Source organism: Cobetia sp. MM1IDA2H-1 (assembly GCF_002916775.2).
GTDB lineage: Bacteria > Pseudomonadota > Gammaproteobacteria > Pseudomonadales > Halomonadaceae > Cobetia > Cobetia marina.
This window is the reverse complement of the sequence record NZ_CM133225.1, coordinates 2,896,910-2,921,686: the sequence shown is the minus strand read 5'-3', so window position 1 is coordinate 2,921,686 and position 24,777 is coordinate 2,896,910. Positions and strand designations below refer to the sequence as shown.

General features: G+C 63.2%; 19 protein-coding genes. 13 read left to right on the top strand and 6 right to left on the bottom strand.

Translation table 11 applies throughout. The features are described from left to right. Positions 1-54 precede the first annotated feature (54 nt). On the top strand, positions 55-654 hold the full coding sequence (locus BOH68_RS12415) for a MarR family transcriptional regulator (protein WP_258038216.1): 600 nt from the start codon (positions 55-57) through the stop codon (positions 652-654). A gap of 92 nt (positions 655-746) precedes the next feature. Here the strand turns inward: BOH68_RS12415 and cfa are convergent, their stop codons facing one another. Together cfa and BOH68_RS12405 are read right to left on the bottom strand one after the other, a co-directional pair. Then, positions 747-1,925 (bottom strand): cyclopropane fatty acyl phospholipid synthase, encoded by a 1,179-nt coding sequence (gene cfa / locus BOH68_RS12410; RefSeq protein WP_077374696.1) that lies wholly within the window; start codon positions 1,923-1,925, stop codon positions 747-749. Positions 1,926-2,375: 450 nt separating this feature from the next. Further along, complete coding sequence (locus tag BOH68_RS12405) at positions 2,376-2,753, bottom strand: hypothetical protein (protein ID WP_077374692.1); 378 nt, start codon at positions 2,751-2,753, stop codon at positions 2,376-2,378. A gap of 419 nt (positions 2,754-3,172) precedes the next feature. Between BOH68_RS12405 and fdhA the strand changes: the two genes are divergently transcribed. Further along, a complete protein-coding gene (fdhA, locus tag BOH68_RS12400) occupies positions 3,173-4,381 on the top strand; it encodes a formaldehyde dehydrogenase, glutathione-independent (RefSeq protein WP_077374689.1) in 1,209 nt (402 codons plus the stop codon). Between the two features lie 126 nt (positions 4,382-4,507). Here the strand turns inward: fdhA and BOH68_RS12395 are convergent, their stop codons facing one another. Further along, entirely contained in the window at positions 4,508-5,884 is a 1,377-nt protein-coding gene (locus tag BOH68_RS12395; protein ID WP_077374686.1) for an aminotransferase-like domain-containing protein, read from the bottom strand. Positions 5,885-6,050: 166 nt separating this feature from the next. Here BOH68_RS12395 and BOH68_RS12390 point away from each other — a divergent pair, with 166 nt between their 5' ends. Further along, positions 6,051-6,929, top strand: coding sequence for an EamA family transporter (locus tag BOH68_RS12390; RefSeq protein ID WP_077374683.1), 879 nt, complete (start codon positions 6,051-6,053; stop codon positions 6,927-6,929). 140 nt (positions 6,930-7,069) lie between these two features. Continuing rightward, complete coding sequence (argE, locus tag BOH68_RS12385; RefSeq protein WP_308457328.1) at positions 7,070-8,308, top strand: acetylornithine deacetylase; 1,239 nt, start codon at positions 7,070-7,072, stop codon at positions 8,306-8,308. 46 nt (positions 8,309-8,354) lie between these two features. Here the strand turns inward: argE and BOH68_RS12380 are convergent, their stop codons facing one another. Further along, positions 8,355-9,293, bottom strand: coding sequence for a LysR family transcriptional regulator ArgP (locus BOH68_RS12380; protein WP_077374680.1), 939 nt, complete (start codon positions 9,291-9,293; stop codon positions 8,355-8,357). A 161-nt stretch (positions 9,294-9,454) separates the two neighbouring features. Between BOH68_RS12380 and BOH68_RS12375 the strand changes: the two genes are divergently transcribed. Together BOH68_RS12375 and hppD are read left to right on the top strand one after the other, a co-directional pair. Continuing rightward, entirely contained in the window at positions 9,455-10,060 is a 606-nt protein-coding gene (locus BOH68_RS12375) for a LysE/ArgO family amino acid transporter (protein ID WP_077374677.1), read from the top strand. A gap of 355 nt (positions 10,061-10,415) precedes the next feature. Beyond that, a complete protein-coding gene (gene hppD / locus BOH68_RS12370; protein ID WP_077374674.1) occupies positions 10,416-11,498 on the top strand; it encodes a 4-hydroxyphenylpyruvate dioxygenase in 1,083 nt (360 codons plus the stop codon). Between the two features lie 170 nt (positions 11,499-11,668). Here hppD and BOH68_RS12365 read toward each other — a convergent pair whose 3' ends face one another. Continuing rightward, positions 11,669-12,154, bottom strand: a complete 486-nt coding sequence (locus BOH68_RS12365; protein ID WP_077374671.1) for an Lrp/AsnC family transcriptional regulator — start codon at positions 12,152-12,154, stop codon at positions 11,669-11,671. 511 nt (positions 12,155-12,665) lie between these two features. On the opposite strand from BOH68_RS12365, the gene leuA reads away from it, so the two are divergent. Both leuA and gltS read left to right on the top strand, forming a co-directional pair. After that, on the top strand, positions 12,666-14,390 hold the full coding sequence (gene leuA / locus BOH68_RS12360; RefSeq protein WP_077374668.1) for a 2-isopropylmalate synthase: 1,725 nt from the start codon (positions 12,666-12,668) through the stop codon (positions 14,388-14,390). 458 nt (positions 14,391-14,848) lie between these two features. Further along, positions 14,849-16,039, top strand: coding sequence for a sodium/glutamate symporter (gene gltS, locus BOH68_RS12355; RefSeq protein WP_077374665.1), 1,191 nt, complete (start codon positions 14,849-14,851; stop codon positions 16,037-16,039). A 144-nt stretch (positions 16,040-16,183) separates the two neighbouring features. Here the strand turns inward: gltS and BOH68_RS12350 are convergent, their stop codons facing one another. After that, the gene (locus tag BOH68_RS12350) at positions 16,184-17,680 is read right to left on the bottom strand and encodes an SLC13 family permease (RefSeq protein WP_077374662.1); all 1,497 of its coding nucleotides are present in this window, start codon (positions 17,678-17,680) and stop codon (positions 16,184-16,186) included. A 526-nt stretch (positions 17,681-18,206) separates the two neighbouring features. On the opposite strand from BOH68_RS12350, the gene galE reads away from it, so the two are divergent. From galE to BOH68_RS12325, 5 genes are all read left to right on the top strand, one after another. Continuing rightward, the gene (gene galE / locus BOH68_RS12345) at positions 18,207-19,226 is read left to right on the top strand and encodes a UDP-glucose 4-epimerase GalE (RefSeq protein WP_077374660.1); all 1,020 of its coding nucleotides are present in this window, start codon (positions 18,207-18,209) and stop codon (positions 19,224-19,226) included. A 167-nt stretch (positions 19,227-19,393) separates the two neighbouring features. Further along, positions 19,394-20,224 carry a 3'(2'),5'-bisphosphate nucleotidase CysQ gene (gene cysQ / locus BOH68_RS12340; RefSeq protein ID WP_077374657.1) on the top strand — a complete coding sequence of 277 codons (831 nt, stop codon included), beginning with the start codon at positions 19,394-19,396 and terminating at the stop codon, positions 20,222-20,224. 25 nt (positions 20,225-20,249) lie between these two features. Next, on the top strand, positions 20,250-22,145 hold the full coding sequence (locus BOH68_RS12335; RefSeq protein WP_077374654.1) for a phosphoethanolamine transferase: 1,896 nt from the start codon (positions 20,250-20,252) through the stop codon (positions 22,143-22,145). Position 22,146: 1 nt separating this feature from the next. Beyond that, positions 22,147-23,499: a UDP-glucose dehydrogenase family protein gene (locus tag BOH68_RS12330; RefSeq protein WP_077374648.1), complete on the top strand. Its 1,353-nt coding sequence runs from the start codon at positions 22,147-22,149 to the stop codon at positions 23,497-23,499. Further along, positions 23,496-24,638: a glycosyltransferase family 4 protein gene (locus BOH68_RS12325; RefSeq protein WP_077374646.1), complete on the top strand. Its 1,143-nt coding sequence runs from the start codon at positions 23,496-23,498 to the stop codon at positions 24,636-24,638. The genes BOH68_RS12330 and BOH68_RS12325 overlap by 4 nt, the downstream gene beginning before the upstream one ends. Positions 24,639-24,777: the final 139 nt, after the last annotated feature.

Below are 24,777 nucleotides of genomic sequence, written 5' to 3'. Positions count from 1 at the left end.
ATCGCGGGGCTCATCCAGGGGGTGAGCCCCGTGGCGTGGAGACGGAGAATCATCATGCAACAAGGCACTGACGACGAAGTGGCGCTGCAGGCGATGAAAGCTTGTGATGATGCTCAACCCCTTCACGAGACCATCAAGCCCTCCCTGGGAGGCCTGCTCGGGCGTGTCCACCGCCTGTGGCGTACCTCGATCACGACCGCGGTCGAGCCATTGGGGATGACGGAAGCCCGCTGGACGGTGATGGTGCATCTGGAGAAGCTTGGCGAGGGCTGTACCCAGCAGATGCTGGCCAGCGAGCTGGGAATCGAGATGCCGTCGTTGACGCGCACGCTCAATCAGCTCGAGTGTCAGCAGCTGATTCGTCGCGAACCCCATGCCACGGATCGTCGTGCTCGCTGTCTGTGGTTCACCGAGGCGGGCTATGAATGCCTTGTGCAATTGGGTGAGCGCATCGCGCGAGTCCGCGCGGAGCTGTATGTCGGCTTCGAGGATGAATCGCTGGATCAGCTGGCCGGCATGCTTCAGGCGCTGGAGCGCAATGCCAGGCACAGCATCTCCCGCTCGCAGGCCGAGTCGGCAGGCAATGCCCCGGCATCACGGACAGGTGCCAGAGGGACGCGCTCCCGGTCACCGGCGACGCATCGTGAGTCATGAGTCATCAAGGGGCGAGTCGTCCCCTGGTGAGTCGCCTTGCCGGACGCCTGGCACGGCTGGAGAGTGCCAGGCGCACGGAGGGCGCAAGCGGATCAGCGTGGTGCGTCGTAACGCCCCGGATTGCCGTGGGTGAAGACCACCTGCCAGAGCTGAAGCTGGCGGGCGCGGAAGGCCCCGGCACAGGCACCCAGATAATACTCGAACATGCGCTTGTCCCGCGTCGTGTAGGTGTCGGCCAGTTCATGCCATCTGGCATCGAGGTTGGCACGCCATGCCATCAGCGTCGGGTCGTAGTCGGCACCGAAATTCTGCCAGTCCTCCATGATCAGGTGATGCTCGCTGGCCTGGATCAGTTGACTGGCACTGGGCAGCACGCCGTTGGGGAAGATGTAGCGATTGACCCAGGGGTCCGCGGAGATGTCGCTCAGGTTGGAGCCGATGGTGTGCAGCACGAAGCGTCCGCCGGGGCGCAGCAGCTGCGCGACACGGGTGAAGTAGGTCGCGTAGTTCTTGTGGCCGACGTGCTCGAACATGCCGATGGACACGATGGCATCGAAGGTGCCGACCTCGTGACGGAATTGCTCGTCACGGTAATCCTTGAGCAGGATCTCCACTGGCAGGCCATGGCAATGTTCCCGCGCCAGCGCCGCCTGCTCGGCGGAAATGGTGATGCCGACGACTTCCACGCCATAGTGGCGCGCGGCGTAGGCGGCGAAGCTTCCCCAGCCACAGCCGATGTCCAGCACGCGCATGCCGGGTGTCAGCCCGAGCTTGCGACAGGCGAGATCCAGCTTGGCCTGCTGGGCCTGCTCCAGGTTCTCCGGCGCGATCGGCAATCCTTTCCAGTATCCGCAGCTGTAGCACAGGGTCGGGTCCAGCATGCGGGTGAAGAGGTCATTGCCGAAGTCGTAATGCACCTTGCCCACCACCTCGGCACGACGACGGCTCTGCAGATTGATGACTCCCGCCTGGAGGCGGTAGGCGATGCGCTCACCAAAGGTGTGGGCTCGCTCCCCCAGCCCATGCTTGAGCAGGCGATGGATCATCTCGTCGATCCGTTCGCAATCCCACCAGCCTTCCATGTAAGCCTCACCCAGCCCCAGACTGCCCTGATTCAGCACCCGCCGGAACAGATCCGGATGGCGGACGCAGATATCCCAGGGGTCAGGGCCATTCAGACTGACCCCGGAGCCAGAGAGCAGGCGCTCGACGATCTGTCGTTGACGGTTTTCGGGTAGTGCAACGGGGGCCAGGCGTTGTTCGATACTCATGGAAAAGCCTCCTTGACGGCGCTGGGCGCGTAGAGTCCTGATGGATTCGTCATGGCAAATGGCAGTGATCGACCGCCCCGGGCGTTGGGTAGTCGAGCGTCTCGCATGGCAATGCTCGGGTGTCACGGCTGTCTGGTACGCAAAAGCTTCGCCTCCGCTCCCGCGTGCTGCGCTGTCCTGGGGGGATGGCAGGCGCCGAACTGGCGAGCGCTTTCGTCTCAGCATAGTCAAGAGTCGTCTAATGCGGCGCTGCAATATCCCGTCGTGGGCGGCAACCCGAGGTTGCGCGTTCCGAACGGCCGTCCGTCTCCGGGGTTTCGTGATGCATGAACGCAAGAAAGCCGCCCTCAGGGGCGGCTTTCTTGCGTTCATGCGCTCTTGTGCTCATGCGCTCTTGCATTCATGCACATGGCCTTGCTGTCAGCTCGGGCTGGCTGACGGGAAGGCGCCTCAGCGGCAGCGGATGGTCCAGGCGACCTTGTAGCCTTCACCTTCGTGGGTGGCGGCGGCCATTTCGGTATCTTCATTGATGGTGCCGCCTTCCAGCTGATCGTTGCCTTCGGCTGCCTTGGACATGCTGTCCTGCGGGCCGAAGACACGGGAATCAAGCACGTCGTACTTGTCGCGATCCTGCTCCTCGCAGACTTCCAGAGCGCGTTCCTTGACCTGAGCGATGGCATCGTCACGGTCCTCATCGACGGCGCTGACCTCGTAACGCGTGTCCTGCTTCTCGATCACGCTGGTGTTGCCACAGCCCGCAATGAAGGCGGTTCCGGCGATGGCGACGGTCATGCAGGCGGTGCGCAGGGCGTTGGATGTCATGGTCATGGTCTCTCCTTGGAATGAATCAGGCCAATGGCTCGCAGCGAGACGCCGCTCACGGAGCGAGGGCTGGCGCGAGCGATTGCCATGGCGAAATGGGTTACCCATCGTGCTCTGCTGATTGACGTGGGGGCAGTGTCACTGGCTTCAAGTGTGGCGATGCATCGACGCATCCTGTCGGCCAGGCGCGACGACCTCGGTCATGCGCACTGCCACTTTGGTCGTGGCATGTCTCGCATGGGCATGTCGATGCCTCATCTGGACAGCTCACCCGTGGCAAGTGGCCTAGTCTGCAGGGGCCCTTCAGGTCGGACGCCACCGACAGGGGGCGGGTGGTCGGCGTATCGGCAAGTGACGGGAGATGTCGTCAGCGTGCCTGTCTGACGCCGTCCATGCACCAAATTCCATGCCAGCAGGAGCACGTCATGTCAGCCAATGCCAATCGCGGAGTCGTCTACCAGGGAGCGGGGAAGGTGAGTGTCGAATCACTGGACTATCCGACCCTGGCGCTGGGAAATCGCAAGTGTGAACACGGCGTCATTCTCAAGGTCGTCTCGACCAATATCTGTGGTAGCGATCAGCACATGGTGCGTGGCCGGACCACGGCACCCCAGGGCCTGGTGCTGGGCCATGAGATCACCGGACTGGTCGTCGAGGCTGGCCGCGACGTGGAATTCATCAAGGTCGGCGACATCGTCTCGGTCCCGTTCAACATCGCTTGCGGGCGCTGCCGCAACTGCAAGGAAGGCAAGACGGGGATCTGTCTGAACGTCAATCCGGCGCGTCCCGGCGCAGCCTATGGCTATGTCGACATGGGCGGCTGGACTGGCGGTCAGACGGATTACGTCATGGTGCCGTATGCCGACTTCAACCTGCTCAAGTTCCCGGATGCCGATCAGGCGATGGAGAAGATCCGTGACCTGACGCTGCTCTCCGACATCTTCCCGACAGGCTTCCATGGCTGCGTGACTGCAGGGGTCGGGCCGGGCGCCACGGTCTACATCGCGGGTGCCGGGCCGGTCGGGCTGACGGCGGCGGTGTCTGCCCAGCTGCTGGGGGCGGCCTGCGTCATCGTCGGCGACATGATTCCCGAGCGTTTGCAGCAGGCCGAGAGCTTCGGCTGCGAGACCATCGACCTGCGTCAGGAAGGCTCGATGGAGGACAAGGTCGAGGCGATTCTCGGCGAGCGCGAAGTGGATTGCTTCGTCGATTGTGTCGGCTTCGAGGCGCATGGCTGTGGGTGTGATCATGGACGTGAGCAGCCGGCGACGGTGCTCAACTCGGCAATGGCGTTGACGCGTGCCGGCGGCCAGATCGGCATTCCCGGCCTCTATGTCACCGAAGACCCGGGCGCCGAGGATGAGGCCGCCAAGGTCGGTGCACTCTCCATGCGCTTCGGACTGGGCTGGGCCAAGTCTCACTCGTTGCACACGGGGCAGTGTCCGGTGATGAAGTATCACCGCCCGCTGATGCAGGCGATCCTGTTCGGGCGCGTCAATATCGCGGATGCGGTCAACGTGCAGGTCATCAGTCTGGAAGAAGCGCCGCAGGGCTACGCGGACTTCGACGGTGGCGCTGCCAAGAAATTCGTCATCGACCCCCATGCCATGGTGCGCAACGGGCGCGCTGCCTGATATCGGGCATGAGAGACCCTTCGTGACAGGAGGCTTTCGCTACAGACGACGCTGCCACGCCCTGTTGACCGGGGCGTGGCAGCGTCGTCTGCATTGTCTGACAGGCGCATGTGAGCACGACAACCTTCAGCGTTTGCAGTGATTCGCGATCAACGTCATCAGGCGGGCGAGTTCCTGCTCGATCCGCTCATCCGGTGCAAGGCCGATATTGAGACGCAGACAATTGCGATAGCGCGCAGATTCGGTAAACCAGGGGCCGATCCGGATATCAAGCTGTGCCTGCTCGGCGGCCTTGCCGAGGGCCCTGGCATCGAGGCCGGGCACCTCGATCCACAGCACCAGGCCACCTTGTGGTTGCGTCACGCGACTGCCCTCGGGCAGATGCTGACTCAGATAGTTGAGGTAGTGGGCCTTGTGCTGGCTGAGCTGGTGACGGACACGTTTCAGGTGACTGGCATAGGCGCCGGAATCGATGAAGTCCGCGACGGCGCACTGTACCAGCGTCGGCACGCCCCGCGCGCGCTTGAGATACGGCGGAAGGAATCGGCCGGGCCGACACCAGCCCAGTCGGTAGCTCGGTGACAGGGTCTTGGAGACCGAACCACACCAGATGACGAAGCCGCCTTCGTCGTGGCAGGCCGTTGGCAGTGGCGGCGCTTCGCGATGGGTGAGCTCGAGATAGACATCATCCTCGATCACCGGCACGCGGTAGTGATTGGCAAGCCTGGCCAGGCGCTGTTTCTGCGCGGGAGTGAGGGTGATGCCCTGGGGATTCATGTGAGTGGTGCAGAACAGCCCGGCCTGCAGCTGACCGTTGGCGAGATGCTGTTCGAACTGATCGAGATCGATGCCTTGTGCACTCGAGGGAATCTCGATCACGTCGAGGGATAGCTGCGAGAGTAGATCCAGCAGGCCGTTGTAGCACGGTGAGCTGACTGCCACCGTGTCGCCGGGTTGCGTGCAGACCTCAAGCGCCGTCCTGACCGCATCCATGCAGCCGTGAGTGATGACCAGCTCCTCACTGCCCAGCACAAAGCCGGCCTGGGTGAAATGGCTCGCCAGGGCGCTCAACAGTGCGGGTTCGCCTTGCGCGGCGGGATACTGGGTGAGGGTATGCACGGCCCGCTTCATGGCGCGGCGCAGGCTGCGATCCAGTGCCTGCCGGGTCGCCTTGTCCAGCGCCAGATGCGCAGTGCCCAGCGGCCCGCACCACCTCTGCGTGCGATGGCGATGCGTGGCGGGCGTGATGACTCGGCTCTCGAAGGACTGCCAGGTGGGCGCGGGCATGACACGTGAGGGCTCGGCGATGAAGAACCCCGATTGTGGGCGAGCCATCAGCCAGCCCTGCGATTCCAGCTCCGCATAACAGCTGACCGCCGTCGACACGCTGATGCCGTGCTGGCGAGCAAACTGGCGCAGCGACAGCATGCGATCCCCGGTGCTGAGTCTGCCGGCCTGAATATCCTGAATGCACTTCTCTGCCAGCTGTCGATAGCGTGCCATGAGCGAACTGTACTGGTGGAATGTCCAGAAACTGTATCTGTACGGCCATGGTGCGGCAAGCGAGACTGGCCCTCGTATGCCGCACGTCATTACCGTGATGTTCCACGGTCGTGGACAGCGGCGGTCATTGCCCGTCGTCAAGGGAACCTCGATCAGGAGACACGCCATGCAGGGACGCGATCTATTGCTCATCACCAGCGTGATGGCAATCTGGGGCTTCAACTTCTCGATGATCAAGCTGGGGGTCAGTGACATGGATCCCTTGCTGATCGCCGCGGCGCGCTTCGCGTGTGCCACCTTTCCGCTCATCTTCTTCATCCGCAAGCCGCAGGTGCCGTGGCGCTACCTGATGGCCTACGGGCTGGTGTTCGGTACCGGTATCTGGGGCATGGCCTCATGCTCGATCACCTTCGGGCTGTCCTCTGGCATGGCGGCGGTCCTGTTGCAGACCGATGTGCTGACCACGGTGCTGGTCGGCGTGCTGCTCTACCGGGAGATCATCTCGCCGCGCATGGCGGCAGGCATTCTGGTCTCGCTGGTGGGGCTGGTGGTCTCCGTCTTCACCACCAACGGCAACGTGACCCTGGCGGGACTTGCCTTCATCCTGCTGGCGGCGATCTGCTGGCCCCTGGCTGGCGTGATTCTGCGCAGCTCCGGCACGCGCACACCTTTCGCCTTCAACCTCTGGGGCATGCTGTTTGCGCCGCTACCGCTGATGGCGTTGAGCGTCGCGATGAATGGCTGGGGGGTGCTGAGTGCCACCTATCAACAGTGGGGGATGGATGCCTGGGTCTCGGTGCTGTTCCAGGCCTATCCGACGACCCTCTTTGGTTACTGGGTCTGGAACCGGATGCTGCTCAAGTATCCGATGAGTCAACTGGCCCCCATGACCTTGCTGGTCTCGGTGTTCGCGTTGCTCAGTGGTTACGCCATCTTTGATGAGCAGTTGTCGCTGGCACAGTGGCTCTCGTGCAGCATCTTCCTGTTCGGGATCGCGCTGGTGCTCTATCCCCCGCGTCGCAAGGCGCTTGCGGCCTGTGGCTGATCGCGGCACTCCTGGCCCGGTTTCTGTCGTGGCCTGGCGCTTGTTGTCAAAGGTGCGCTGCGCTATACCGGTGAGCACATGAGGCCAGCGCGTTGCGCATGGTGCTCTCCGCTCAGATGTCCCCGAACAGGAATGCCCCCATGCACGCTTCCGCCACCAGCGCCGTCGATACCGCCAGCCTGATGCCTCAGCACGCCGACTTCTCCGATTGGCCGAACAGCCGTGAATGGCTGGCGCATCTGATCCATTTCGCGACCGTGTCACGTGACTCGAATCTGGCGTTGATCCATTGCCTGCGTGATGCTCTGGAAGTGGCCGGTGTCAGCGCCGAGATCATTCATGATGATGGCGGTGACAAGGCCAATCTGCTCGCGGTGATCGGCCCTGACGTGGAGGGCGGTGTGGTGCTGTCCGGGCATACCGATGTGGTGCCGGTGGAGGGGCAGGCCTGGGACAGTGATCCCTTCACGCTGCGCGAGGCCGATGGCCGCCTGTATGGGCGGGGCTCATCCGACATGAAGGGCTTCATCGCCTGCTGCATGGCGGCGGTGCCGGCGCTGGTGAGTGCAGCGCGTGATGGCAAGCTTGAAAGGCCTGTGATTTTCGCCTTCTCGTATGATGAAGAAATCGGCTGTCTCGGCGCGCCGCGCATGATTGCGCGTCTGCGTGATCGCCTGCCGCGCCCGGCGGCGGTGCTGGTGGGGGAGCCGACCTTGATGAGCGTCGTCGATGCCCACAAGGGCATCACGGTCATCCGCACCACGGTGACCGGCAAGCCGTCGCATTCCAGTCAGGTCAATCTGGGGGTCAGCGCGATTCATCTGGCGGCACGCATGGTCACCTTCATCGAGGACCGCATGCAGGCGCGCATCGATTGTGGGCAACTCGACGAGCGTTTCGAGGTGCCGCATGCCAGCCTGCATGTCGGGCGCATCGAAGGCGGCACGGCCGTCAACATCACCGCAGGGCAGTGCATCTTCGATTGGGAGTTGCGCCATCTGCCGGGCGAGGATGTCGAGGCGATGCTGGCGGAGATCGATGCCTACGCGGAGCGTCTGCTCGTGCCCTATCGCGAGCGGGCGCCCGAGGTGGCGATTCACAGTGAGCGCACGGTGGAGACGGTGCCGGCGCTGGGGCAGGGCGAACGTGATCCGGCGATCCATCTCTGTCAGCGTCTGCTGGGGGAGGCGCGTGCCAGTCAGGCGGTGACCTATGCCACCGAAGCGGGCCAGTTCCAGCGCGAAGGCTGGCCGACGGTGGTCTGCGGGCCCGGCTCCATCAGCGTGGCCCATCAGGCCAACGAGTACATCGACATCCGCCAGCTGGCGGCCTGTGATCGCTTTCTCGCTCAGCTGGTGCGTGAGCAGCAGACGAGCTGAGTGCGAGGGGCTGGCGTGATGCGGACAGGGTCATGAGCTCACAGGATCACAGGGTCCCCGGGCGTGGCGGTTGCTGCTCCGGTATGGGCAGCAGCATGGCGCTGCAGTGACGCAGCAGGTGATCAGTGAGCTGTTCGAGGGTGCTGCCGCCATGGCGCCAGTGATGCCAGTAGAGCGGGATGTCCAGCGCGTGGTCCGGCGCGATATCGACCAGTTCACCGCTGTCCAGCAGGTGGCGCGCCTGCTGCTCGGGAATCATCCCATAGCCCATGCCACTCAAGGCCAGGTGAACGAAGCCTTCTGAGGAGGGACAGAGGTGATGCGGGAAAGGCTCGTCGAAGCCCATCTCGGCCAGTAGCCGATGCTGCAGACGGTCATCCCGGCCATAGACGATGGCGGGCATGCTGCGCAGTTTCTCGGCAGGCAGACGTGACGGGATGACGCCATCCTCTCCGGCGATGTGGCGGCGCACGAAATCCGGGCTGGCCAATGCGCGATACCGCATGCTGCCCAGCGGATGTGAGCGAGCCCCCTGGACCGGGCGTGGGGTCGAGCAGATGCAGCCCGCCACCTCGCCATCGCGCATGCGCTTGAGGGCGACCTCCTGATCTTCCACCAGCATGTCCAGCAGCAGCTCGTGCGTCTGACAGAAGGCACCGGTGACCTGTGGCCACCAGGTGGCCAGCGAGTCGGCATTGATGGCGATGCGCAGGCGCTGCTCGCTGTCACCGAGAGCGGGAATCTGATCCAGCAGGTCATGCTCCAGCAGGCGCACCTGCTGCACATGATTGAGCAGACGCCGCCCCAGCGGAGTCGGCCCCAGGCGTGGCGTGCGCACCAGTACCGGCTGGCCCAGACGGGCCTCCAGCAGCTTGATGCGCTGCGAGACCGCTGATTGTGTCAGGCCCAGCGCGCGTGCCCCGCGCTCGAAACCTGCCTGGTCGATGACGGCGGCCAGCGCCTCCAGCAGTTTGTAGTCCAGCATCAGAAATCCTTATGAGCCATTCCCTGAATCAATTTCCATGATGTATTCATCCTAGCGTACTCTGCCTGCGGCTGCAGCGCCGGGAAGTCCGGAAGCGCGCCGAAGACAGACAGGGGCGCAACGCGCTGAATCCGAGAATCATGCAAGGGAAGGGCAGTGTCATGTGGTGGTCAGTGTTCAATGGAGCAGGTGTCGGGGCCGGGCTGATCATCGCCATCGGCGCCCAGAATGCCTTCGTGCTGGGTCAGGGGCTCAAGCGCGAACATCAATGGTGGGTCGCGGGGCTCTGTGCGCTGTGTGATTGGCTGCTGATCGTGGCGGGGGTCTTGGGGCTGGGGGCCTTGATGCAGCAATCCCCCATGTTGATGAGCATCGCGCGTTGGGGAGGTGTCGCCTTCCTGCTCTGGCAAGCGGTCAAGGCGCTGGGGCGCATGCGCAGTGGTGGGCAGCTCACGGCGAGTACGGCGCTCAAGGCGAGCCTTGGCAAGGTGCTGATGGCGACGCTGGCGGTGACCTTGCTCAATCCGCAGGTCTATCTGGATACCCTGGTGATGCTGGGTGCCATCGGGGCACAACAGAGCTCGCCGGCGGGCTTCATCGCCGGAGCCAGCCTGGCCTCGATGGTCTGGTTCTTCGGGCTGGTGGCCTGTGCTGGCTGGCTGGCACCCCGCCTGACCAGTCCGCGTGCCTGGCAGGTCATCGAAGCCTTCATCGCGGCCATTCTGCTGGCCGTCGCCTGGCAGCTGGGCAGTGGCGCCTGGCTCTAGCGGCCAACGCAAGACGGGCATGTGGCAGTCGCAGGCGCGACGCGCCGATAGGTGTAAAGAAAGCATGACGCAGTGTCAGGCGCTCGCGGCAGTGAGAGCGCCCCGGGTGAGCAGTGTCGAGATGGCCGTCAGCACTATGGCAGAGTTTCGTTACATGTCTGGCGTGGGGGGAGGCAGGATACGGCACCAATGAGGGCGCAAGGTGCATGGGCAGGGCGGCAGGCAAGGCATAGATTCCCGATAACGGAATCGGGACATCACAGGTGATGTGCGGCGCGTTCGCCTGTCATGAAGGATGTCGCCCGCCTTTCTCTACCTTGCCTGCCTTGTCGGCAGCCTGACTCAGGAGTACCTCATGAACGCACCGGCGCGTATCGAACAGCACAATCCCATCGGCACGGACGGCTTCGAGTTCGTCGAGTTCACGGCACCGGATGCCGCCGGGATCGCTGCCCTGCGTGGGCTGTTCTGCCAGCTTGGCTTTACCGAGATGCGGCGTCATCGCTCCAAGCAGGTGTTCCTGTTCCAGCAGCATGGCATCAATGTGGTGCTCAACGCCGAGCCGAACAGCCCCGCGGCACGCTTCGCGGCGATTCATGGCCCGAGTGCCTGTGCGATGGCCTGGCGCGTGGCAGATGCCGAGCAGGCGCATCGCTACGCGCTGGCGCACGGCGCACGCAGTGTCGAGCACCCTGTCGGCCCGGGCGAGGTCGGTATCCCGGCGGTGGAGGGGATTGGCGGCTCGGTGCTGTATTTCGTGGATCATCACCGGGAACGCTCGATCTACGACACCGACTTCGTCGCCATCGAGGGGGCGGTGGAGAATGCCAACAGCGTCGGCCTGCATACGCTGGATCATCTGACGCACAATGTCGGACGCGGCCAGATGGATGTGTGGGCGGACTTCTATGCCCGTATCGCCAACTTCCGCGAGATCCGTTATTTCGATATCGAGGGCAAGATGACCGGGCTCTTCTCGCGAGCCATGACAGCGCCCTGCGGCAAGATGCACATCCCCATCAACGAGTCCGCCGACGACAACTCCCAGATCGCGGAATTCATCCGGGATTACAACGGGGAAGGCATCCAGCATCTGGCGATGGCGACGGATGACATCTATGCCACCGTCAAGGCGCTCAAGGCCAATGGCGTCAAGTTCCTGACCACACCCGAACCCTATTATGAAAAGGTTGATGCACGGGTGCCCAACCATGAAGAGAACGTCGAGGATCTCAAGGCCTTGAGCCTGCTGGTGGATGGCGCACCGGGTGAAGGAATCCTGTTGCAGATCTTCACCGAGACGGTGATCGGGCCGATCTTCTTCGAGATCATCCAGCGCAAGGGCAATGACGGTTTCGGTGAAGGTAATTTCAAGGCGCTGTTCGAATCCATCGAGGAAGACCAGATTCGTCGCGGGGTGCTGGAGGGCGAGCGGTGAGCTTCATCGCGAGCAGCGGGCGCTCACCAGAGCTGGCCCGCCGGAGTGACCAGCTAGCGTGGCCGTCAGCCTGAACCTTCCGCCTGATGAACCTTCCGCCTTGAAACGACGACGCCCCGCCGAGATTCGGCGGGGCGTCGTCGTTTGGTCAACTGGCCTTCATGGCGTCATCACATCGTCGGCACGCGCTGATGGTCGATCACCTGACGCAGCACGAAGCTTGAATGCACGCCGGTGACGCCCTCGATACGGGTGATCTGCTTGAGCAGCAGGTCGTGATAGTCATCCATGTCATTGACGACCACCTTGAGCTGGTAGTCGGCTTCCTGACCGGTGATCAGCAGGCACTCCATCACCTGGGGCAGCGCCGCGATGGTTTCCTCGAAGTTGGCGAAGCGCTCCGGGGTATGGCGGTCCATCGAGATATGCAGCAGCGCCATCAGGCTCAGGCCCAGCTTGCGGGCATCGACCTGTGCCCGATACCCCGTGATCATGCCGCTTTCTTCCAGGGCACGTACCCGGCGCAGGCAAGGTGACGGTGACAGGCCAATGCGCTCGGCGAGCTCCTGATTGCTGATGCGTCCCGACTGCTGGAGTTCGTCAAGAATCCGTCGATCGAAGCGGTCCAGTGTCGGGAGAGAAATGTTCTGGCTCATTTTTCGCAATCCATTGGCGGTGAAGGTGTGAATTATGAAATAAAATGCTTTCAAGATGGCGGTTTAGTGGGTTTTTCGCAATCATGCGCCCCGATATGAAGCATATACTGTAATCACTGTTCAGCGATTCAGATGTTCGACCATCAGGGTCGTGCGAGCAGGTGGACTGGCCACCCTGTCCAGCCCGCTTCCTGCGGAACCCGGCTCGCTTCTGATCGATGCGAGGCCGCTGAGAGGCATTCGACGGTGATCCCGCGATCTCTCCTTCCGCGCTGGCAACCGTGATCCGGAGCCACGTCCTGTCGCAGGTAGCGGCCATGTTCTCTACCTCCGACTTGCTTGCCTGTCGCGCTGGCGGCAAGCTTTCGGATGCGAGGGCCTTGATGCCCTCGTCATCTCACATTTACTCAGGCGCCCCGATTGGGACACTGTTGAGCGGGAAAGGTGCCATCGAATCCGCCTCCGGATGTCGAACGTTGCTTTCCACGCCCACCACGCCAAGGACACGACCATGACTGCTGCATCCACGCCAAGTGCTGCCTTCGACCACACCAAATATCGCCCCGTCACGCCTGTCGCGCTGACCGACCGCCAATGGCCGTCGCGTACCGTGACCCAGGCGCCGCTATGGGCCAGTGTCGACCTGCGCGATGGCAACCAGGCGCTGCTTGAGCCGATGACGGTCGAGCAGAAGAAGCTGATGTGGAAGCTGCTGGTCAAGATCGGCCTCAAGGAGATCGAAGTCGGTTTCCCGTCCGCCAGTCAGCTCGATTTCGACTTCGTGCGCTGGTTGATCGAGGAAGACCAGGTGCCGGAGGGTGTCAGCATCCAGGTGCTGGTGCAGGCGCGTGAGCACTTGATCGCCCGTACCTTCGAGTCACTGGTCGGGGCGCGCGATGCCGTGGTGCACGTCTACAACTCCACCTCCACCGTTCAGCGCGAGCGGGTGTTCGAGATGGATCGTGAGGGCATCAAGGCCATCGCCGTCGAAGGTGCGCAGCTGGTCAAGGACTACGCTGCGCGTTACCCGGACACCCACTGGGTGTTCCAGTACTCGCCGGAGAGCTTCACTTCCACCGAGATGGATTACGCCGTCGAGGTCTGTGAAGCGGTGATGGATGTCTGGCAGCCGACACCGGACAATCGCTGCATCCTCAACCTGCCGGCCACGGTGGAAGTGGGCCCGCCCAATCACTTCGCGGATCAGGTCGAGTACTTCATCAAGCACTTGAGCCGTCGTGACTGCGCGATCATCTCGCTGCATACCCACAATGACCGGGGCGGTGCCGCTGCCGCTGCCGAGCTCGGCCTGCTGGCCGGGGCGGACCGCATCGAAGGGACCTTGCTGGGCAATGGTGAGCGTACCGGCAACATGGACCTGATCACCCTGGCGATGAATCTCTACAGCCAGGGGATCGACCCGGAGCTGGATCTCTCCAACCCGGACGAGATCATCCAGGTCTATACCGAGTGCACCAACCTGCCGGTGCATCCGCGCCACCCGTGGGTCGGGGAGCTGGTCTACACCGCCTTCTCCGGCAGCCATCAGGACGCGATTCGCAAGTGCCTCAAGAAGCAGCAGGCGGACGAGCCGTGGCAGGTCGCCTATCTGCCCATCGACCCGCAGGATCTGGGTCGCGACTTCCAGGCGGTGATTCGCGTCAACAGCCAGTCCGGCAAGGGCGGCATGGCCTTCCTGCTCGAACGCGATCACGGCATCAGCCTGCCGCGCTGGATGAGCCTCGAGCTCGCCCCGCACGTGCAGAAGGCCAGCGAGCAGGTCAGTGGTGAGCTGTCCAGCAACCAGATCCGCGCGATTCTCGATGCCAGCTTCAAGCGCGAGGCACCGCTGAGTCTCAAGGGCTATCGACTGGATCGTGAGGGGGCCGAGCAGCTCACCGCGACACTGATTGACGAGAAGGGTGAGCAGATTGCCCTGGCCGGTGAAGGCAACGGTGCCATCTCCGCCTTCATGGATGCCTGGCAGCGTCACACCGGTGCCACCGTCAGCGTGGTGGACTACGGCGAGCATGCGCTCGGGGAAGGCAGTGACGCCGTAGCGGTGGCCTTCGTGATGCTCAATCTCGATGGCAAGCGCGTCTGCGGCATGGCCGAGGATGGTGACACCGTGAGCGCGTCACTCAAGGCGGTGCTGTCGGCGGTCAATCGCGGCCTGGAAAGCAGTGCACGCAGTGAAGCGGAACGTGCCGAAGAGGCGGGTCCCGTCGCCGTCTGACGGCAATGAGCGACACGAGCGTCCACGAAAGGCGGAAATCCTGCTTGCAGTGACGGTCCACGAAGCCCTCGCCCCTTGCGGCGAGGGCTTCGTCGTTTCTCAAGGCCGATCACTCCCCAGCCCAGTCATGGCAAGGGATGAGCGCAATGTCAGTAGCTGATAACCCCGGCCTTGGCATGGCGAGCGGATATAGACTTTTGTCGGAAGTTGTCTGACGAGTCAATATCCGGACTTGCACCGGTGCCATCCCTGCGTATCATCGCTGCATCCGCGTAAATGATAACGATCTGGTGGTACAACGGATTCGAGAGCACAACAATTCCAAGCGGTGCAAGGGCAACCCCCCTGAGTGACGAGACAATGGATGTGTCCCCATCCCCTCGTCGGTCGGGATTCGCCGGTGCACCTCTCGTTCAGGAGGTCCGCTAGAACAACCCACAACTACTCATCGGTATCGCATGATTCAACTTGATGCTATCACTACCCTGCTGCTGGCGGCGCTTGTCCTCGTCGTCGGTCATCTGATTGTCGAGCGCGTACGCGTGCTGCGCGAGTTCAACATCCCCGAACCTGTGGTCGGCGGTCTCATCGCCACCCTCATCGTCACCGGCCTGCGTGGCCTGGGCTACGAGTTCCAGTTCTTCGCCGGTCTCCAGACCCCCTTCATGTTGCTGTTCTTCGGCTCGGTCGGCCTGTCGGCGGACGTCCGCATGATTCGTGCCGGCGGCAGCAAGCTGATCCTGTTCCTCGTGCTGGTCATCGGCCTGCTCATCCTGCAGAACCTGCTGGGTGTCGGTGTTGCCAGCCTGTTTGGCCTCGACCCGGTACTGGGGCTGCTCGGCGGTTCCATCACCATGTCCGGTGGTCACGGTACAGGGGCTGCCTGGGCCAACGTCTTCGCCGACGAATATGGCATCAATGGCGCGATGGAAGTCGCGATGGCCTGTGCCACCTTCGGGCTGGTGTTCGGGTCGCTGATCGGTGGGCCGACGGCACGTTTCCTGATCAATCGCATGAAGCGTGAAGGACAGGACATCAATGCCCAGGTCAGCGATTCCGAGTATGACGAGACGGAAGTCCAGCACCCGCTGAATACTGCCAATGCTCTGAAAACGCTCTTCATGTTGCTGCTCGGGGTCGTCAGCGGTCAGCAGCTGCAGGCACTCACGGCGGATACGGCCTTCTCGCTGCCGACCTTCGTGTGGGTGCTGTTCAGCTGTATCGTCATCGGCAACGTGGTGCGCGCCTTCGGCGACAAGCACCTCAATACCCATGCCGTGGATGTGCTGGGCAACATCAGTCTGTCCATCTTCCTGGCACTGGCACTGATGACGCTCAAGCTCTGGGATCTGGCCAATCTGGCACTGCCGATTCTGGCCATCCTGCTGGCACAGGTCGCGCTGGTGTTCCTCTACACCACCCAGGTCACCTTCCGCCTGATGGGCAAGAACTACGACGCTGCGGTGCTGGTCGCGGGTAACTGTGGTTTCGGCATGGGCGCCACGCCGACGGCGATCGCCAACATGCAGGCGGTCACGCAGCACCACGGGCCGTCGCGTCTGGCCTTCATCATCGTGCCGGTGGTGGGTGGCTTCCTGATCGATATCGCCAACTCGCTGATCATCAAGGGCTTCCTCGGCTTCTTCTGAACATGACAGCAGGTGTCATGATGAGATGTCGCAGAATCTGCCTGGCATGAACGACAACGCCGGACTCCATGGGAGTCCGGCGTTGTCGTTTCGGGGAATCCCCCTTGCGGCGCGAGTGATGGGTCACGTCACGCTGTCAGGGAATCAGCTCCACAGTGCCACGATCAGGCCATAGGCCAGCAGCGTGACCACCACGGTGCCTGCCAGGTTCAGGAAGAAGCCGGCGCGCATCATGGTCTGGATCTTGAGGTGCCCGGTGGCGAACACGATGGCATTGGGTGGCGTGGCCACCGGCATCATGAAGGCGCAGCTGGCCGCGATGGCCGCCGGCACGGTGATCAGCAGCGGGTCGATGTCCAGCGACAGCGCAAGCGCGCCCAGCAGGGGCAGGAAGGCGGCGGCCGTCGCGGTATTGGATGTGACCTCGGTCAGGAAGATGATCACCAGTACCACGATGCCCACGAGCCCGATGAGCGGCAGCACGCTGAACATCGACAGCTGTCCGGCGATCCACTCCGCCAGACCCGAGCTCTTGATGACGCCCGCCAGTGCCAGTCCCCCCCCGAACAGCAGCAATACGCCCCAGGGCAGGTCACGCGCGTCTTCCCACACCAGCAGGCGACGACCGCGTGAGGTGCCGGAGGGAATCGCGAACAGTCCGACGCCGATGGCCATGGCGATGCCGGTATCCGACAGCCACTCAAGGCCGCTCTGATTGATCAGCGGGCGGAACATCCACAGCAGGGCGGCTACCAGGAAGGCGATGCCGACACGTTTCTCGGCGCTGCTCATGACACCCAGTGCCTTGAGCTCACGCTTTATCATCTCGCCACTGTCCGAAGTCTCGGATGCGAAGGAGAAGGGCGTGCGCGTCAACCACCACCAGGTGATGGTGCACATCGCGATGGCCACCGGCAGGCCGACGACCATCCACTGGGCGAAGCCGATCTCGATGCCCTGGTCACTGGACAGGTAACCCGCCAGCAGGGCATTCGGCGGCGTACCGATCAGTGTCGCGATACCGCCAAGGCTGGCGGAGTAGGCGATGGCCAGCAGCAGGGCGGCGGCGTAGCGCTTCAGCTCCGGGTCGTCGCTGTCGCGCTCATCCCGGCCACTGGACATCAGGCTGACCACTGACATGCCGATGGGCAGCATCATGATGCTGGTCGCGGTATTGGATACCCACATGCTGATGAAGCCGGTGGCGATCATGAAACCGGCGATCTGACGGCGGGGTGAATGGCCGGCAAGCTTCAGCGTATGCAGGGCCACGCGGCGATGCAGGTCCCAGCGCTGCATGGCGATCCCGAGCAGGAAGCCACCGAGGAACAGGTAGATAGTCGGATTGGCATAGGCTGCCGTGGTGCTCTTGATGTCGTCGATGCCAAGTGCGGGCACCAGCACGATGGGCAACAGCGATGTCACCGGTATCGGCAATGCTTCGGTGGCCCACCAGGTCGCCATCAACAGCGCCAGGCCCACGCAAAGCCAGGCGGTGTCCGGCATGTCGCCCGGGGCAGGGGTCAGCCAGGTCAGCAGCAGCAGGAGCGGACCGAGTATCAGACCGATACGCGCCGCAAGTGGCGCTTGTGGCGGCGTGGAGGATTGATCAACGACGTGATCGGTAGGTTGCTCAGGCATGTCGACTCCAGAGAAGCCCGCTGGCGACAGGCTTCCTCATCATGTTGGTCATCGTGTTGTTGGTATGGGTCATGGTAGGTGATGGCACGTTGTCGTGTTGGCGTTGTTCACTGCACGGCATGCATTCGTTCCTGAACGGGAGGTCATGCACGTCGTGTCATGCTGCCTGCGTCGGTCGATCGCCGCCGAGAGTCGGTCAGGTGGGGCTTTCGGGCCGGCAGGCGGCGCCATTGTCTCAGCATTGCGCCACGGCTCAATAGCCTTCATTGCCTGTTTCGAAACTCCCGTGGGTGAAACCTTGACGCCGCGCAAGCGCGACGCTCGATCCGAGGCGCTCAGGTCGCGTGCGAGGCCTTGCGTGACGCCATCCTGCACGGGTCAGGTTGCTGTCTGGCGACAGACGCTGTCGTTGGCTGTGGACTTGTGAGCGCAAGGGCTGGAAGGTAGGGTTAGCAGCCATGAACGGGGCCGGCGCAGGTCAACTGCGCGGCCCACTGTCGCGTTACTTTCACAAGGAAGATGATGGATGATTCTGGTCACGGGTGGTGCAGGCTACATCGGGTCTCATACGGTATTGGCGCTCATGGAGGCCGGCCATCAGGTGCTGGTGCTGGACAACCTGTCCAATGCCAGCGAAGCCTCCCTCGCGCGTGTGGCGACGCTTGCCGGACGCGAAGTGCCGTTCGTCGAAGGGGATATCCGCAACGGCGCGCTGCTCGACAGCCTGTTCGAGCGTCATGATATCGAGGCCGTGGTCCACTTCGCCGGGCTCAAGGCGGTGGGCGAGAGCGTCGCCAAGCCGCTGGCCTACTACGACAACAACGTCAATGGCACCCTGGTGCTGTGTGATGCCATGGCGCGGGCCGGCGTCAAGCGTATCGTGTTCTCTTCCTCCGCCACCGTGTATGGCGATCCGGCGTCCACGCCGATCCGTGAAGACTTCCCTACGTCCGCGACCAACCCCTACGGCCGCTCCAAGCTGATGGTCGAGGAAGTGCTGCGTGACCTGTCCGTGGCAGATGACAGCTGGCGCATCGCGCTGCTGCGCTATTTCAATCCGGTGGGTGCCCACGAGTCCGGTACCATCGGTGAGGACCCCAACGGCATCCCTAACAACCTGGTGCCCTATATCAGCCAGGTGGCGGTGGGTCGCCTTGAAGAGCTGGCCGTGTTCGGCGATGACTATCCGACGCCGGATGGCACCGGGGTGCGTGACTACATCCACGTCGTCGACCTGGCCGATGGCCACCTCAAGGCGCTGGACTATCTGGCCGGTGAAGCGCGTGATGGCGTCCACACCTACAACCTGGGCACCGGCACTGGCTATAGCGTGCTGGACATGGTCAAGGCCTTCGAGAAGGCCAGCGGTCGCCCGGTGCCTTATCGCATCGCGCCGCGGCGTTCCGGTGATATCGCCGAATGCTGGGCGGAGCCGGACAAGGCCTTCAAGGAATTGAAGTGGAAGGCGGAGCTGGGGCTGGATCGCATGATGGCTGACAGCTGGCGTTGGCAGTCACGCAACCCCAATGGCTATCGCAGCAACTGAAGCAGGCATAGCAGCACCGATTGAGATGGGCGTGCGAGTAAGCTCGCACCCCGTCATCAATGGCTTCCTGGAAGCGGCCGTGGGCAGAATCCGCGGCCGCTTTTGCGTATGATGGCCCCGAGCTGAAAGCCGCGTGCTGACTCCCTTGAATTATCTGCGAGACTTCCATGAATCAGTCTGATGTCACCCCTGATCTTGAACTTCTGACGGCCATCGAGACGCTCTGCCGTGAAGCGGGGCAGGCGATACTCGCCGTTGCGCAGGGCGGCGATCTCGAGACACGCGCCAAGGCCGATGACAGTCCGGTGACGGCCGCGGATCTTGCGGCACACCGTGTGCTGGTGGAGGGGCTGGCCCGCCTGACGCCGCAGATTCCGGTGCTCTCCGAGGAAAGCGACAAGGCGGATATCGTGGCGCGCCGTGACTGGCAGACCTTCTGGCTGGTGGACCCGCTGGATGGCACCCGCGAGTTCGTCAACGGCAGTGGCGAATACACCGTCAATGTCGCCTTGATCCAGGGGACGCGCAGCGTGCTGGGCGTGGTGGATGCGCCGGTGCTCAGGGCGACCTGGAGCGGGCTTGATGGCGTGGGCGCGTTTCGCGAGGATGCCAATGGACGAACGGCCATTCGCGTCAGCCCGGAGCCCGAGGTGTTGAGAGTCGTGGCCAGCAAGTCGCATCTCGATGCGCAGACGGCGGCGCTGATCGAGCGTCTGACGCCGGTCGAGACCGTCAGCTGCGGCAGTTCGCTGAAATTCTGTCGTATCGCGGAAGGCGACGCGGATCTCTACCCGCGCTATGCCCCGACCTGCGAGTGGGACACCGCCGCGGCGCAGGCCGTGCTGGAAGCGGCGGGCGGGTGTGTCTTCGATGCGCAGAGCCTGACCGATGGTCAGCCGGATGTCCTGCGTTACAACGCGCGTGACACCCTCAGAAATCCTTTCTTCATTGCCTGTGGCCAGTCTGACGGCCGCTGGCGCCAGGTGCTGGAGTGCTGACGCTTGCGCCTGAGCGAGATGACTCATGATGCGTGAAACCCATGACAATGAGCGGCCCGGGGCCGGTGGTGGCGAAGGCATGCTGCGCCGCGCGGGGCGTGCTCTCTTTGCCAGACGCGCCGATGGCGGTGTCGCCGGTGGGCTGATCAGCGCCGTGCTGCTGTCATCGCTGGCCAGTCTGGTGCCATTGATCTACCACGGGCTGCTCGAGGGCGGTCTGATCCTTATCGGCAACCTGCTGCTGTGGCCGTGTCTGCTGGCGGCAGCCCATCGCCCACGCTGGCGCTGGCCGGCACTTGGTCTGATGGCCGCACTGGGCGTCAATCTCTCGGCCAGTGTGGTCAGCGCCGTCTATTACGATTCGCGCTATGGCCTGGCCTTCGCGCTGAGTTCGCTGGATACCAGTCGCAGCGAGTCGATGGCGATGCTGTTCAAGTTCCCGCTGGCACTCATCGTGCCGCTGGGGTTCTTCCTGCTGGCCCTGTCATTGGCCAATCGCCATGGGGCGGGGTTGGCTCGCGCCCGGCTGGGGGGGCGCAGCGGAATCGCCTTCGTGCTCTGGATGCTGATGCTGCTGGCAGGTAGCTGGCAGTGGGGGCGTGCCAGCGTGCCGCTGGCCATCACCACGCTGTCGGTATCGCCGGGCTGGAACCTGGCCACCACCTCACATGCCTGGTGGGAAAAGGAGCGTTTCAAGGCACTGATGGCGGATGACTACGATTTCGGCAAGGTCACGCTCAGCCCTGAAGTGCCGGATGATGCGGTCTTCGTGCTGGTGATCGGTGAGTCCCAGCGGCGTGATCAGCTGTCGCTCTACGGGTATTCGCGTCCGACCACGCCCAATCTCGACGCCCGTCGTGATCAGCTGGTGGTCTTTGACCAGGCCATCGCGCCGGCGCCGCAGACGGTGCTGGCGGTGCCGATGCTTTCCAGTCTGATGGACCCGCGCACCTTCTCGCCGCGCTATCTGGATGCCAACCTGATTTCACTGGCCAATCAGGCCGGCATGCATACGGAGTGGCTGTCGCGTCAGGGGCTCGATATCACCTCCGAGCGCACCTGGATCACCGCCATCGCCCAGCGTGCCGACGTCGCCAGAACCATCATGACGGAGTACGACGACGGACTGCTGGATGCACTCGATGAGGCACTGGCGCGCAAGGTCAAGGGGCCGCGACTGATCGTGCTGCATCTGTACGGCAGCCATCCGCCGGCCAGCCTGCAGTACCCCGACTCGCTGCGTTACTTCCTGACACCGGACAGTACCTCGCCGCTGACCGATGCCTATGACGACAGTATCCGCTTCACGGACCAGGTGCTGGAGGGCGTCTTCCAACGTCTCGAGGGTCGCCATGCCGGCGTGCTCTACCTTTCCGATCATGGTCTTGAGCATGATCCGCTCAGCGATGCTTACGTGCATGGCGGTGATCGCCCCAGCCAGGCGCCTTATCGCATTCCCCTGTGGCTGTGGCAGGCGGGGCGTGGTCCCAATCCCGAGCGTGAGATGGTGCATCTGCGCGAGCATGCCCGTCAGCCGTTCGCCAGTTTTGATCTTCCCTATCTGGCCAGTGACTGGATGGGAATCCACTTCTCGGGGGACAAGCCATGTCTGTCACCCTGGTCGGCCTGCTATCAGCCGCGCGAGCGCCATCCGGTGCTGGATCAACTGGGGCGTCTGAACTTCTTCGAGGATCTGCCGTCGGACTTTCTTGCCCGGCCGCTGGCCCCCGGTGCCGAAGAACTGGAAGAGGCCGTGGAGGCCACGACGCGTCTGCTGGAAAGTCCGGATGGCTTGCTCGACAGCGCTTCGGATGGCGCGTCATCCGCTCGTGCACAATCTTCTGGCGTGACGGCGAGGGAAACCTCCGCGCCGATCACCCTGTCACCCCCTTCACTACCCTCAGAGACACCCAAGGACTGACATGAAAATCACTGTCTTCGGAACAGGTTACGTAGGTCTGGTCACCGGCACCTGTCTGGCGGATGTTGGCCATGACGTGATCTGCATGGACGTGGACGCCGCCAAGATCGAGCGCCTCAAGCAGGGTGAGATCCCCATCTTCGAGCCGGGGCTCGAGAGCATGGTGACGCGCAACGTGGAGGCAGGGCGTCTCAACTTCACCACCGACGCCCGCGAGGCCGTCGCGCACGGCGTGCTGCAGTTCATCGCCGTGGGCACGCCGCCGGATGAAGACGGCAGTGCCGATCTCAAGTACGTGCTGGCCGTGGCGGGCACCATCGGTGAGCACATGGATGACTACAAGGTCATCATCGACAAGTCCACCGTGCCGGTGGGCACCGCGGATCGCGTACATGCCCGCGTGGCAGAGGTGCTCAAGCACCGCGGCGTGAGTGTTGCGTTCGATGTCTGCTCCAACCCGGAATTCCTCAAGGAGGGCGCGGCGCTGGAGGACTTCACGCGCGGTGCCCGCATCGTGGTCGGCACCGATTCCGAGGCGGTGCGCGAGCGCATGCGCGAATGCTACGCCCCCTACAACCGCAACCATGAAAAGCTGATGTTCATGGATGTGCGCGCCGCCGAGCTGACCAAGTACGCCGCCAACGCGATGCTGGCCACCAAGATCAGCTTCATGAACGAGATCTCCAACCTGGCCGAGCGCCTGGGCGCGGATATCGAGGAAGTGCGCCGCGGGATCGGCAGTGATCCGCGCATCGGCTACCACTTCATCTACCCGGGCTGTGGCTACGGTGGCTCCTGCTTCCCGAAGGATGTCCAGGCACTGGCACGTACCGCCAGTCAGGTAGGCTATGAGGCCGAGCTGCTCACCGCGGTGGAATCCGTCAACAAGCGTCAGAAGGTCACGCTGTTCGAGAAGCTGTCACGCGCCTTCGATGGCGATCTCGCCGGCAAGACCATCGCCGTCTGGGGGCTGGCCTTCAAGCCGAACACCGATGACATGCGCGATGCGCCGAGCCGCACGCTGATGGAAGCGCTGTGGGCGGCGGGTGCCAAGGTGCAGGCCTATGACCCGGAAGCGATGAAGGAATGCCGTCGTATCTACGGTGAGCGCGATGACCTGGTGCTGGTCGCGGATCGCATCCAGGCGGTCAAGGGTGCGGATGCGCTGGTGGTGTGCACCGAGTGGAAGGAATTCCGCACGCTGGATGGCGAGTGGTTGAAGCAGCAGCTGGCCTTCCCGGTGGTGGTGGATGGCCGCAACCTCTTCGAGCCGTCCGCCATGAAGTCTGCCGGCCTGATGTATTACGCGGTCGGCCGTGGTGATTCCATGCATCAAGCTCCGGAGGCCTCGTGAGCGCGGGTCTCGCGAGGTCAGAAAAGCTGGCCGCGATTGCCATTCGTCAGGTCGAGAAGAGCACCGGTGCCAGTCGCAACGCCTTCGAGCAGGCGGACGCCCTGACCGCGCTGGGGTATCGCGTGGTGATTCTCGCCGAACGTGGCAAGCCTGAGCTGGCGCGGGAGCATGGCGCGGAGCTGGTGCGTCTGTGGCGCTGGCCGTTCAAGGGGGCCTATCGGCGCTTCTGGTTCAATCGTCGGGTTCAGGCATGGGCCCGTCGCCACACGCCGGACCTGCTGGTCAGCCATGGGGATTGCGAGAGCCCGGATACCGTCTATCTGCACAACTGCGTGCATCTGGCGTCACAGTGCATCCATGGCCGTGATCTGCCTGAGAATCATGAAGTGGCCGCGATCCATGATCACGTGCTCAACGGTGGCAAGTTCCGTCAGGTGGCGGTCAATTCGCGCATGATGGGCGATGATCTCGTCGAGCGCTACGCGATCTCGCCGGACAAGATCGAGATCAGCTACCCGGGCTATGACCCGGTGCAGTTCACGCCCGAGCGTGCACGTGCCGGCCGTGAAGCCCAGCGTGAGGCGCTTGGCGTCAGTGGGGAAGAGCAGTTGATCGGGCTGGTGACCTCAGGGAACTTCACCAAGCGCAATGTGGCCGGATTCGTCGCCATGGCCGCGCTGATGGAGCAGGCCAGCCCCGGACGCTATCGTTTTCTGGTGGTGGGCAAGGATGATGCTGCGCCCTACCAGCAGCAGGCGCAGGTGGCCGGCGTGGCTGAGCGCATGATCTGGCGTTCGACCATCGCCGAGGTCGAAACGCTCTATGGTGCGCTGGACCTGTTCGTTCTGCCGGCACATATCGAGGAATTCGGACGTGTCGCGCTGGAAGCCATGGCCTGTGGTACGCCGGTACTGCTCAATGCGCGTGTCGGCTCGGCCGAGTTGCTCGACGATCACCCCTCGCTGGTGATGGCCGCGCAATCCAGCCCGACGCAGTGGGCCGAGCGCTGTACCCATCTGCTGGAGAGCGACTCCGATGCGCTGAGCAGAACCCTGGCCGCACTTGCCACGGGCTACTCCCATCAGGCCCAGAACCTCAAGCTCAAGGCCAGTTTCGAGGCATTGATGGCGGGGCGCTGAGCGAATCACCTGCTGATCAGAAAGCCCTGTATTCCGCTGGATACGGGGCTTTTTTTCTGTCAGGCATCGCGCGGGGGTCCCTGGGGCATCGCGCCGCCTTGGGTGTCCCGTCCGCAGTCCCTATACTCGTCACTTGATT